We start from the raw sequence: 12,375 nt of genomic DNA, 5'->3' as shown, positions 1-12,375 counted from the left end.
TCCATTCTGCAACATATTCGTCGCGGCAGCCAGGGCCGCCCGTGGCGCGGCTGCCACGGGCCCGAGAAGCGCCGTGAACATGACCGCCACGGATAGCGCACCGAGTGATCTGGCAGTTTGCCAGCGCCGCCATCGGCGACGGCGCCCGATATTTTCAGGACCTGTCATCGACAATCATCTTCTCCAGAGTTCTCGGGGCAGCCGCCCAGGTCCCCACCAGCAGTGGGGCGGTAAACTGCCGGCAAGGCTGTGGGACTTGCCGCGGTTGTCCGGGCTGGGCTGTCGGAGGTCCCAGCTGGACCATCGGCAGCCGCCGCTTGCGGGTTCATGCCGTATGTTCGGCTAACACGTTTTCAAATGCCTCCCGCTCAACCATGATCGCCGTTTCGGGCAGGTGTCCGGTGGCTTTCTTCCCACGGCGCCGGTAGACCAACCGGTCGATAAGCAGAAATCGTAACGCGAACGCGATGGCCAGCGTCAGCAGAGTGCCAGCCATAACGCTCAGGCCCCACTTTTCGACAAAAAAGGCGAGCAGTGGCAGCCGCAGGAACAGATCGCTGCTGTTAAGCAGCATGAAGGGCCCGATCCGGTGCCGCCAGGAGCCCTTTTTGTCGGGCCAGACGAGTAGTTCACAGCCGAGGAAGTTCCACCCGTTCGCGATTTGCGTAGCCGCTATGGCGGCGACAGTGTAATGCAATCCGAGCAGGACAAGTGCGGCGGTACCGAGAACGTTGGGCAATAGCCCCGTCGCGCCAACGAGCGCGAAGCGCGCCGCTCGCGGAACCCGGAGCCAGAAAAGATGCCGAACAAACCGCAGCCCTTCGAGGACGGAGGCATTGGATTCGCCCGTATGCCGTTTCGCAAACGAGTACGGGATCTCCGCTACACTGATCTTGTCCATGCGGACGAGCAGCTCAAGCAAAATTTTGTAGCCACTTGGCTGCAGATTATCAAGATGAAGCGCGCCAACCCGGACGAGGAAGAATCCACTCATCACATCGGTCACACCCCGCAGCCGGCGGGGGAAAACCAACCGGGAGACAAGACTTGCGCCGGACGACACAAACCTGCGCATACCATTGGCCAGTCCGGCGGCGTCCCCGTTCCCGCGATAGCGACTGGCGATCACCATGTCCGCCTGATTGGCGACTGCGGCGTCATACAGCGTCCGCAGAGCTTCCGGCGGATGCTGAAGATCGCCGTCCATCACGACCGCGTAAGGAGAGCGTGCCGAGCGGAGCCCGTCGACGACCGCACCGCCGAGTCCCCCCCAACGGACAGCCGGTGCACGATGATAAAGACGGACCGTCACGTTGAAGTTCCGCCGAACGCTTTCCACAGTCTGTGGCGTATGGTCGGTGGAGTCGTCGACGAACAGAACTTCGGCAGCCATACCGCTGAGCGCCGCGTCCACCCGGTTGAGAAGCGGCATCACGTTACCCGCCTCGTTTCGCGTCGGCACGATCACCGTCAGCTGCGGCCGCGGCCCGGATTCCGCTCTTGAATACTGTGCGGGAATCCCATCGACCGCCGCCCGCTCCGCCGGACCCGGTTCGGGCTCCTGCGGGGACGCTGACGGGGACTCGACGGCGGCACCCGCCGCCTGTTTCTTTTTTCGACTCACGCTACCCCCAGATCCACTGGTTTTCAGACAGTCTTGAAAGCCGCTTGTCGCCTGTCCGCCGTCGATTCAGCGCGGCTGTGGATCACTTTGTCACCGCTCGGAGCTCAACCGCGGCCGGACCCGTGCCAAAACGTGCGACTACCCGCGAGTGTTCGACCGCGATACCCATCGTAGTCAGCCCGAGAGTCGAAATATCCTGCCGCATGAATGGTGTGAGGATGATGTAGTCCAGATCGCGCCAGCCGTCCGGCAGCTCTTTCTTTGCCGCACTGTCAAGATCTACTTTGTAGTACCAAATCGTATGCCAGGGTGAAGAGAAGCCGGCATGGTAAACATCCTGCCACATCGTGTTATCCACGACGATACGACTGTCCCGTGGGATCGCCGAGGTTCGCAGATAAGCTACGGCCGCGACGTGTTCCGTATTGTTAGAAGATGTGAAAGCCCGCGCGAGGCCAGGCTGCCATGCGGCACCGAGCGCCACGATGCCGACGGTAAAAGCCGCGAGCAGGCTGCCGTCGCCGATCAGTCGCGCCGGCTTGCCCCACCGCCGCGTGGTCGACCACGCCTGGTCGACCACGCCACCCACGCACAGCGCGAGAAAGGGCAGCGCCACGATGATGAACATCTGCGGCAGATAGCCTTTTCGTAGCAAGGTGATTCCCAGCAGCACGACCACCAGCCCGATCGGGCGAAGCCGACGGATGGTGAGCGCGAAAAGAGCGCTCAGGGCACCCAGAATCAGCAGCCACCGGTCCAGCTGCACCCAGCCGAGGGCCGTGGCGTGAGCCGACGCAACCGGGTCGAACACCGAGCCCGAACCGGACCGTTTCACGAACTGGAACTCCATCGCGGCCTGCAGCGACACACGGATGGGGCCAGCGAACAGCTCATTTTTCAATAAAGCCATCAAGGGATATACCAGGCAAATCAGCACAAAACCTGACCAGAAGCCCACGGAGGCGAAATCCCGGGTCCTCGCGTAACTGGACTGCCAGCCCGCGAGCGCCACGGCGGGCACCAGTATGGCGGTGGTCTCCTTGGTCAGCACGGTAACCGCGAGAAAAACTCCGGCCAGCACATAGTGCCAGAGGTGCTGACGGGGCGTACAGGCGAAGTAGAAGGCCGCGATAAGCCATGGGATCGCGAGGTTGTCCAGATACACCTGACGCAGAAAGGTCACGGAGATCGGCGAACAGACGAACAGCAGGACGGCCAGGACGGCAAAGGGCCGGCGGATATCCAGCCGACGAGCCAGCAGGTAGAGCAGCGCAGCCGAGGCATCGGCGTAGAGGAGCATGATGGCGCGCCCAGACGAGACCGTCAGCGAGCCCCCGTGGAAGGCCGGGATCCAGGAAAGCGCGGCCAGCTGTATCCAGCCGAACGGCGGATGGTCATACCAGTAGGTGTATGGCGACAGCGCGCCGTGCGCCCGCACCCATTCGGCCTGGGAGAGATAGGTTCCCTCGTCGTCCTGGACAGTCGGGTAACCGTGGAGGTTGACAAGTAGAACTATGGTTGTGATCATCACTAGCCCCATGATGATCGCTACATCCGGCCACCGCCGCCGCTGCCGGTCGACCGCCGCCGCGGGTGTTCGTAAGGCGCTCAGGACTGGCTGCGGTAGCACTGCGGTCATGGACACGTTCGGATCCCCCTGACTTTCTTCAGGCCGCGTCGTCGGCGGTTGCGGATGTACTCAGATGGGCTCCGGCGTGGGCGGTCTTCTCCCACTCGAAGTTTCCGGCGAAGAAACGAAAGGCTGATCTCACGGCCGCCCAGGAGAGGATCAGCTGATAGGCGGGCATAAAGAACACGAGACTGGCATAGTCACGAACCCGGATACGAAAGTCGTAATCCCGGCCGAATGCCCGGAGCGCAGCCGCCTCGAAGCCGAGCATGGCGATCGTCGGGACAGCCGGCAGAAAGGAGGTCAACGTGACGACCATCGGGAACTTACCGGCCACGACAGTCAACAGCGCGACCGGGAGCACCAGTCCCGAAAACGCCTGTGTCATCGGTTGCGTAAGGGTGAAGCGGGCGAGGTTCCGCGCCCGGCGGGTCGGCAGCTTCCGCCAGTCGCCCTTATGGAGTACCTGCATAAAACCGAGATTCCACCTGGTCCGTTGCTTCACCAGGGCGTATATCGTGTCAGGTGTCTCCTCTCGGGTGACGAGACGAGGATCGAAGGCGACACTGACCTTGCGGCCGAGCGCGGACAGGCGGACACCAAGATCGCAGTCCTCGGCGAGGCAGTTACCATCCCATCCGTTCACTTCGTTGAGCAGCGTCCGGCGTACGAACACGGTGTTTCCACCGAGCGGGATGAACTGCTTCTGGGCATGCAGATGCAGCCGTGAACGGAACCAGAAATAATATTCCAGACAGTTGCGGAGAGAAAACCAGCTGGACTGGAAGTTGACGAGCTGGACCGCACCCTGGACGACGTCGGCATTACTCGTCTGAAATACCTCGTCAACATGGGCGAGCAGTTCCGCGGCCGCCAGTGACTCCGCGTCGAAGACGCCTACGATGTCGCCGGTACAGTCCGCGAGGGCGGTGTTCAGCTGACGCGGTTTGTTCTTGACTGCGGACTGGTCGACCGAGATTTTCAGACCTGGCTGGCCGGCGGCAATTTTCTGTACCACCTGCACAGTCGATGGGTCATCGTGGCCGACAGCCAGAATTATTTCCACCTGCGGGTGCGTCTGGCTGACGAGACGGGCGACGGTCGCGCTCAACACCGCCTCGCTCTCGTGGCGGGCGGGAACGATAATCGAAAAACTGTGGCAGGGTTTGCCCATGGCCGGCAGGTAGAAGGTCTCGTGGTACGTTTCAGGCGTGCGCCATGCGTGCAGCATCCACCACAGATTGGTGCCGGATGTCGCGAACAGCGTGAGAGCAATGATAACGATTGCTGCCGAGACAAGGGCAGACAGCAAGGTCGTTCCTTTCACCTTACGGGTATCAACTACAACCCAAGATCGGGGGGTGAACCGCCGAGTTCCGTGCTGGCTGCCGGACCGCGAGGTGTTACCGGGAAAAAGGTCCTGGACTGCCGCCGCACACGGGCCGGCTCATAGTGGCCGCCCCCGCCACAGCTGCGTTTGCCGGTCACCGCTGCGAGTCCTCCGCATGTCCCGGATCTCCTCCCCGACGGTCAGTGCGCGTATCGTGCGTACATGCTGTGTACACGGAAAGGCACCCACTACAACCGATTCTCCAGCAACAGGGGAATATCATGTGAATAGTCAGCGACGGTCGTGCTGGGAAAATATCCGGCGCGGGCGGTGCCATCCGGCGCGAAGGCGGTCACTCGGGACACGTGCTGAACCAGCCAGCTCCCATCGGCTGCCTGTTCGGGCGGAACGACCGGGAGCCCGAGGGCCGCTGCGTAGTCAGCGATGTCCGCCCATTTTCCAGTGAGGCCGATGAAGGATGTGTCGAACTGATCAAGCCATCGACGCATCGTCTGCGGCGAGTCACGCTCAGGATCGGTCGTCACAAAAACAAAGGTGGTCCTGGCCCGAACGGCCGGGGTTTGCTGACCGAGAGCCGCGGCAATGTCGGCTGCCGTTGTCGGGCAGACGTCCGGGCAGTGGGTGTAGCCGAAAAACACGAACGCCAGCCTGCCCGCGGTCCCCGACCGCACATCAAACGGAGATCCATTCGTGTCGATGAGGTGGCTGACTGGCTGGACGACCGTCGGATTCAGGGGCCGGCCCGCGAGGGAAACGGTCACGCTCGCTTTTCGTCCGGACACGCTCGCCGATCCAGCCGATGCTCCACAGGCCGAAACAAGGGAGAGCAGGACAGCGGTGGCGATCGCCAGCTCCGCCCGCCGATCGGCCGCGTGGCCCCGCCCACACGGATCGATCCGTTTGCCGGGCAACAGGCCCCGGCGGACAGCCGCTTTCGGGCCATCGGCTCCCACCGCGCCTGACGATCGGCGGCGAGCGAGCTCCCATGCGGCAGAGCGGAGACGACGGTGACTCGATGGTGTTAAGAGCCGGTTCATCCCCCCACGCGTTCCCCCCCGTTCCATCGGTCGACAAGTCGACTCCCGGTAACGTACGGTAGATTGTGACGACACGGCCTGCTGTTACCTTCCAGACGATCCGTCGATGACCGACCCCAATCGGTCATCGGCAGCTCTTCGTGGCAGACGCAAGCCGGATAGTGCATGTAGTGACATCCCCCAAAAAATGCCCTGAGAGGTGATGCTAGCAGGAGCCGAGGGGTGCGGGCAGCGCGGCCTCCAGCCAGGAGCGCGAGCTGAATATTGGGTATTTTCTGGCTGAAAAAAGTTGATTGGTAGATAATTTTGTCCCCATGGCGTGATAGCGATCCGTTGATCATCGATCAGGCATTGCGGTTATAAAGACCACACGCCCGGTCACCGCGGTCGCGCCGAGCCATGACAATCAGCATTGTTGTCAGCCGCTCCCCCGATAACCAATCCAGCGTTCGGGGCACGGAAAATCCCGGCCATCGAACCAGCCAGAGCCTCTTGCTTTTGTTTTCCAGGCGGCCAGCGCAAGGCTGCCTGATGATCACTACTTGCCCTCCGCCCAACAGCGGATACAATTAGCTACTGTAGCGCAATCAACAAGTAAGATTTTTCATCTTTTATACAAGACTATAACCAAAAGTACACAAAATATCACTTTCAGCAACTAGCGGCAAGCGACTGACATCTGGACCGAGACCCTTGACCACCAATGATCGGGTGTGACCCGATCACCCGGTAGCTGGGCACACCGACCCGGTAATCATGAGATTTCGTTCTGCTCTCGGCGGAACAGCGGGACGGAATCGCTCCCGGTCGGTCACCGTTGACCAAGACGTCTTCGCTGGTGGGCCGACTGTCCCGGTTGGCCCGCCGTCCACGACGAAGAGGGCGAGGCCGGCGGGTAGGTTTCCGTTCGATGCGTGGGGACATGCCTCGGCGGAGCTAGCATGCGGATACCGGCTGCCGTGTGGTCGGTCGCACCGCTCGAAGGAGCGCACATGTTCGAGAGATTCACCGACCGGGCACGTCGGGTCGTCGTCCTGGCTCAGGAAGAAGCCAGGATGCTCAACCACAACTACATCGGCACCGAGCACATCCTGCTCGGACTGATCCACGAGGGGGAGGGCGTCGCCGCCAAGGCACTTGAGTCGCTCGGGATCTCCCTCGAGGGTGTTCGGTCACAGGTCGAGGAGATCATCGGGCAAGGCCAGCAGGCGCCGAGCGGGCACATCCCGTTCACGCCCCGGGCCAAGAAGGTGCTCGAGCTGTCCCTGCGGGAGGCCCTGCAACTCGGCCACAACTACATCGGCACCGAGCACATCCTGCTCGGACTGATCCGTGAGGGCGAAGGCGTCGCCGCGCAGGTACTGGTCAAGCTCGGCGCCGACCTCAACCGGGTCCGCCAGCAGGTCATCCAGCTCCTGTCCGGCTACCAGGGCAAGGGCGACCCCGCCACCGCCGGTGCCCCGGCCGAGGGCACCCCGTCGACTTCGCTGGTCCTCGACCAGTTCGGCCGTAACCTCACCGCGGCCGCTCGTGAGTCCAAGCTCGACCCGGTCATCGGGCGCGAGAAGGAGATCGAGCGCGTCATGCAGGTGCTGTCACGCCGGACGAAGAACAACCCGGTACTGATCGGCGAGCCCGGGGTCGGCAAGACCGCGGTCGTCGAGGGGCTGGCACAGGCGATCGTCAAGGGCGAGGTCCCCGAGACCCTGAAGGACAAGCAGCTGTACACCCTCGATCTCGGCGCGCTGGTCGCCGGGTCCCGCTACCGCGGCGACTTCGAGGAACGCCTCAAGAAGGTCCTCAAGGAGATCCGCACCCGCGGCGACATCATCCTGTTCATCGACGAGCTCCACACGCTCGTCGGCGCGGGCGCCGCCGAGGGCGCGATCGACGCCGCCTCCATCCTCAAGCCGATGCTGGCGCGCGGCGAGCTGCAGACGATCGGTGCCACCACCCTGGACGAGTACCGCAAGCACCTGGAGAAGGACGCCGCGCTTGAGCGCCGGTTCCAGCCCATCCAGGTCGCGGAGCCGTCGGTGGCACACACCATCGAGATCCTCAAGGGCCTACGCGACCGCTACGAGGCGCACCACCGGGTGTCGATCACCGACGGCGCGCTGGTCGCCGCGGCGTCGCTGGCCGACCGGTACATCTCCGACCGGTTCCTGCCGGACAAGGCGATCGACCTCATCGACGAGGCCGGGTCCCGGATGCGTATCCGCCGGATGACCGCTCCGCCGGACCTGCGCGAGTTCGACGAGCGCATCGCCAGCGTCCGCCGGGACAAGGAGTCCGCGATCGACGCGCAGGATTTCGAGAAGGCCGCGTCGCTGCGTGACAAGGAGAAGACCCTCCTGGCTGAGAAGGCCAAGCGGGAGAAGGAATGGAAGGCCGGCGACATGGACGTCGTCGCCGAGGTCGGCGACGAGGAGATCGCGGAGGTGCTGGCGATCTGGACCGGCATCCCCGTCTTCAAGCTCACCGAGGAGGAGACCGCCCGTCTCCTGCGCATGGAAGACGAGCTGCACCGCCGTGTCATCGGCCAGGAGCAGGCCATCAAGGCTGTCTCCCAGGCGATCCGGCGTACCCGCGCGGGCTTGAAGGACCCGAAGCGTCCCGGTGGCTCGTTCATCTTCGCCGGCCCGTCCGGTGTCGGTAAGACCGAGCTGTCCAAGACGCTGGCGGAGTTCTTGTTCGGTGACGAGGATTCGCTGATCCAGCTCGACATGTCCGAGTACATGGAGAAGCACACGGTCTCGCGACTGGTGGGTTCTCCGCCCGGTTATGTCGGGTATGAGGAGGGCGGCCAGCTCACCGAGCGGGTGCGCCGCAAGCCGTTCTCGGTCGTCTTGTTCGACGAGGTCGAAAAAGCCCACCCGGATGTGTTCAACACTCTTCTGCAGATCCTGGAGGATGGTCGGCTGACCGACTCCCAGGGCCGGCTGGTGGACTTCAAGAACACCGTTCTGATCATGACGTCGAACCTGGGCACCCGGGACATCTCCAAGGGCCCCGGCATCGGGTTCGCGACCGGGCAGGGCGCCATCGATTACGAGCGGATGAAGGCGAAGGTCCAGGACGAGCTCAAGCAGCACTTCCGGCCTGAGTTCCTGAACCGGATCGACGACATCATCGTCTTCCACCAGCTGTCCGAGCAAGAGATCATCCAGATCGTGGACCTCATGCTGGCCCGGGTGGACGTCCAGCTGAAGAACAAGGACATGGCGCTGGAGCTGACCCCCGCCGCCAAGGCACTGCTCGCCAAGAAGGGCTACGACCCGGTGCTGGGCGCCCGGCCGCTGCGCCGGACGATCCAGCGGGAGATCGAGGACGTCCTGTCCGAGAGGATCCTGTACGGGACGCTGCGTCCCGGCGAGATCGTCGTCGGCGATGTCGAGGGCGAAGGCGAGGCCGCCACGTTCACCTTCCGAGGTGAACCAAAGCCGAACCAGGTGCCTGACGCGCTGCCGATCGATCTGGCCAAGTCCAGCGAGTAGGAGTCGTCTTACGGGTAGGACCCTGGATCAGGAAGGGGCGGTTCCGCGGCAGCGGAGCCGCCCCTTCGCCATGTTCGCCATACCGTCTGTGCGGCATCCCACAAACCGCCCCGAACCCTTCACGGGCTGTCCGATACCCGTCGGTGTGGCCGGCGGAACTCGTCCATGTCCTCCGGATAGCGTTGACACCATGGCATAGCAGACAGCAACAGCAGTCAACGGTAACGGTGATGGTGACAAAAAGCGAGGAGGGTAGTTGGCCCCGCGCGCGGGAACTCCCGTTGAACACATCCATCTGACGTTCGGCCCGGACCCGGCGAGATCAATGGCCGTGTCGTGGACGACACCGATCATGGTCCGCCACCCGCGGGTACGCTTCGGCAGCCCTCCGGGCGGTCTCGATCGCGAGGTCCCCGCTGTCACCCGGGTGTACACCGATGGCGTCACCGGCATGGACGTGATCAATCATCACGCCTTGCTCGGGAACCTCGAGCCGGATGCCATGTACGTGTACGAGGTACTGCATGACCGGATCGCCCGCGTTGAGGGTGGGACGCTGCGGACGGCACCCGACGGCCGGGCGCGCTTCACGTTTACCTGCTTTGGTGATCAAGGAACGTCCGCTGCCTACGACCCGTTCGGCACCCCGGCGTCCGAGCACGTCGTGACCGGCATCGAACGCATCAACCCGCTGTTCACCCTGATCGTCGGCGATCTGTCGTACGCCAATCAGCGCAGCAACCCACTCCGGGCATGGTCTGACTGGTTCAACATGATCAGCATATCCGCTCGGCACCGCCCGTGGATGCCCGCCGCTGGCAACCACGAGGTCGAACGCGGTAACGGAGCGCATGGGCTGAGCGCTTACCAAAGCCGCTTTCTCCTGCCCGACAGCACTGATCCCGCTGATGACCTCGACGCCGTTGGCGAAATCACTGACCGCGCGAATCCGGCTGTCGCCGGCCTGTGGTATGCCTTCACCGTTTCGGGCGTGCGTTTTGTCGTCCTGCAGAATGACGACATCTGCTATCAGGACGCTGGCATGATGTATATTCGCGGTTACAGTGGCGGCCGGCAACGGGCCTGGCTCGCGAAAACCCTGCGCCAGGCCCGCGCTGATCCGAGCATTAATTGGATCATTGTCTGTATGCACCAGACCGCCGTGTCAAGCGCCGCACAGCACAACGGCGCCGACCTCGGAATCCGTCAGGAATGGCTGCCGTTGTTCGATGCCTTCGAGGTGGACCTTGTCCTGTGTGGGCACGAGCATCATTACGAACGGACATATCCACTACGTGGGGTAGTCGATGGCTCAGAGGTGCTCACGCCGCGGCCGGCGTCATACGAGACAGATGTGATCGACACCTCAGCCGGAACCGTCCACATGGTCCTTGGAACGGGCGGCTCCTCAGCGCCGTCAGCCGGCAAGCTGTTCGATCCGCCCGAAGGCCGAGTGATCGTTGGCGGAGAGCCGCGGAAATCCGACCCGACGCGGCTTCGCGCGATTCACGCCCGCGAACCAGCGCCCTGGCTGGCGCTGCGCGCGCCGGAGCATCCGTACGCATTCGCCGGCTTCGACGTGGATCCGGGCGAACCTGGCGGCGCAACCCGCATCCGAGTGACCGTCTACGACAGCTCCGGCCCCTCGCCCGTCCCCTTCGACGCTTTCACGCTGGTCAGAACCTGTGCTACCGCCACCGACCGGAGCGGCGACCAGGCTGGCACCCACGGCGACGAGACCGTCCCCACCCGGACCCGCTGACCGCTGACCGCTGACCGCTTGCCACCGAGCCAAAGCCGAGAGCTTGCACCGATGGTACGAAATTCGTTACCTTCTGTTCGCGTCCCGGTGGGAACACGGTGGACCCGCGCGTTCCCCCGTACCTCGCGGGTTGATCGCCACCGGGGCGCGCACCGAACGGGAACGCCTGGTGATTACGCGCGGACGTCATATATCAACAGGCCCGTGAACCGATAAGAGTGCCCGCGACAGAAGCGTGGATCAAGGAACGGGGCTGGCGTGCGTGCCCCAGCCCCGCGATGCGGCGTTCCCTGTTGCCGGAGCCTCCAAGAGCGCCTCCGAAACCGGGGCCGCGACAGCTGTGTACCGTTCACCTGTGCGTAGAGCGACGAGGGTGCTGCGGATATTTCTCAGTCATACCTCCGAGCTGCGGCGGTTTCCCACCGGTGCGGCCGGTTCGTTCGTCCATGCCGCCGAGCGGGCGGTCAGTCGCGCCGGGCATGTCATCGTCGACATGGCCTATTTCACCGCGCGGGACGGTAAAACGGCCAGCTACTGCGAGGAGGCGGTTGCCACCGCCGATGTCTATGTCGGTCTTTTCGGCTTCCGTTACGGGTCACCCGTCCAAGACTCACCCGATATCTCCTACACCGAGCTGGAGTTCCGGACGGCCGCTGAGCTCGGCATGCCCCGGCTGGCGTTCCTGCTTGACGAGAAGGCGAGCATCCAGGCGGAAGCCGTCATCGACCTCGACCACGGACCACGCCAAGCCGTGTTCCGGCAGGAGGTGGTGAACTCCGGAGTGACCGCGCACTACTTCACCACCCCGGACGGTCTCGAGCGAGCGCTCTACCAGGCTCTGGTCGAACTTGCCCCGAGCGGCGCGGACATCGGGGCCAGCGGGGCAACGCGCTCCGGACCGGTGAACATGGCTCCAGAGCTGACCCGGGTCCCTATTCCGCGGCCCGAGCTGTCCCGGCCGCTGGTAGATCTGCTGTGTGCGCACGACGGCAGGCCGGTGGCAATGACCACGGCGCTGCACGGTGCCGGCGGGCTGGGCAAAACGACCCTTGCCCAGGCTCTGTGTGCCGATCCCGAGGTGCTGGAGTGGTTCTCCGGCGGCATCCTGTGGACGACGCTCGGCGAGCAGATCTCCGGCCCGGATCTCGCTGGACGTGTCAATCAGCTCGCCGAGGTGCTCGACGGGCGGCGTCCGACGTTCGTCGACCCGCTCCAGGCCGGGCGCCATCTCGGCCGCCTCCTTGACCGTCCGGGCCAGGACGCGACGGGTGGAACCGGCCGCCGGCTGCTGGTCGTGGACGACGCATGGCGAACCGACCAAATCGAGCCGTTTCTCATCGGCGGGCACGGCTGTATACGGTTGATGACAACCCGCATTCCCAGTATCATCCCGGCCGACGCACGAGCGGTCGCGGTCAACGAAATGCCACCTGACCAGGCATTCGACCTGTTGACGACAGGCCTGTCACGGGAC

7 protein-coding genes are annotated in these 12,375 nt (G+C 63.8%); 3 read left to right on the top strand and 4 right to left on the bottom strand.

Annotation, left to right across the window (positions count from 1 at the left end):
- Nucleotides 1–325 precede the first annotated feature (325 nt).
- The 4 genes from MJ783_RS11030 to MJ783_RS11015 all read right to left on the bottom strand — a co-directional run bounded on the left by MJ783_RS11030 (nucleotide 326) and on the right by MJ783_RS11015 (nucleotide 5,366).
- Complete coding sequence (locus MJ783_RS11030; protein ID WP_239310305.1) at nucleotides 326–1,468, bottom strand: glycosyltransferase family 2 protein; 1,143 nt, start codon at nucleotides 1,466–1,468, stop codon at nucleotides 326–328.
- Between the two features lie 238 nt (nucleotides 1,469–1,706).
- Nucleotides 1,707–3,263: a glycosyltransferase family 39 protein gene (locus MJ783_RS11025; protein ID WP_239310317.1), complete on the bottom strand. Its 1,557-nt coding sequence runs from the start codon at nucleotides 3,261–3,263 to the stop codon at nucleotides 1,707–1,709.
- Nucleotides 3,264–3,291: 28 nt separating this feature from the next.
- Complete coding sequence (locus MJ783_RS11020) at nucleotides 3,292–4,566, bottom strand: glycosyltransferase family 2 protein (RefSeq protein WP_239310304.1); 1,275 nt, start codon at nucleotides 4,564–4,566, stop codon at nucleotides 3,292–3,294.
- A 266-nt stretch (nucleotides 4,567–4,832) separates the two neighbouring features.
- Nucleotides 4,833–5,366, bottom strand: coding sequence for an SCO family protein (locus MJ783_RS11015; RefSeq protein ID WP_239310303.1), 534 nt, complete (start codon nucleotides 5,364–5,366; stop codon nucleotides 4,833–4,835).
- Between the two features lie 1,268 nt (nucleotides 5,367–6,634).
- On the opposite strand from MJ783_RS11015, the gene MJ783_RS11010 reads away from it, so the two are divergent.
- From MJ783_RS11010 to MJ783_RS11000, 3 genes are all read left to right on the top strand, one after another.
- The gene (locus MJ783_RS11010; protein WP_239310302.1) at nucleotides 6,635–9,139 is read left to right on the top strand and encodes an ATP-dependent Clp protease ATP-binding subunit; all 2,505 of its coding nucleotides are present in this window, start codon (nucleotides 6,635–6,637) and stop codon (nucleotides 9,137–9,139) included.
- A gap of 256 nt (nucleotides 9,140–9,395) precedes the next feature.
- A complete protein-coding gene (locus tag MJ783_RS11005; protein ID WP_239310301.1) occupies nucleotides 9,396–10,901 on the top strand; it encodes a metallophosphoesterase family protein in 1,506 nt (501 codons plus the stop codon).
- Nucleotides 10,902–11,256: 355 nt separating this feature from the next.
- Nucleotides 11,257–12,375: DUF4062 domain-containing protein (locus MJ783_RS11000; protein ID WP_239310300.1), on the top strand; the 1,119-nt coding region annotated here is incomplete at its 3' end.

The organism is Protofrankia sp. Cj3 (assembly GCF_917627355.1).
Taxonomy (GTDB): Bacteria; Actinomycetota; Actinomycetes; order Frankiales; family Frankiaceae; genus Protofrankia.
This window is presented reverse-complemented; position numbering and strand designations above follow the sequence as displayed.

Coding starts and splice junctions, on each gene's coding strand:
- MJ783_RS11025 (WP_239310317.1), bottom strand. CDS start 3,263: ATGACCGCAGTGCTACCGCAGCCAGTCCTGAGCGCCTTACGAACACCC.
- MJ783_RS11010 (WP_239310302.1), top strand. CDS start 6,635: ATGTTCGAGAGATTCACCGACCGGGCACGTCGGGTCGTCGTCCTGGCT.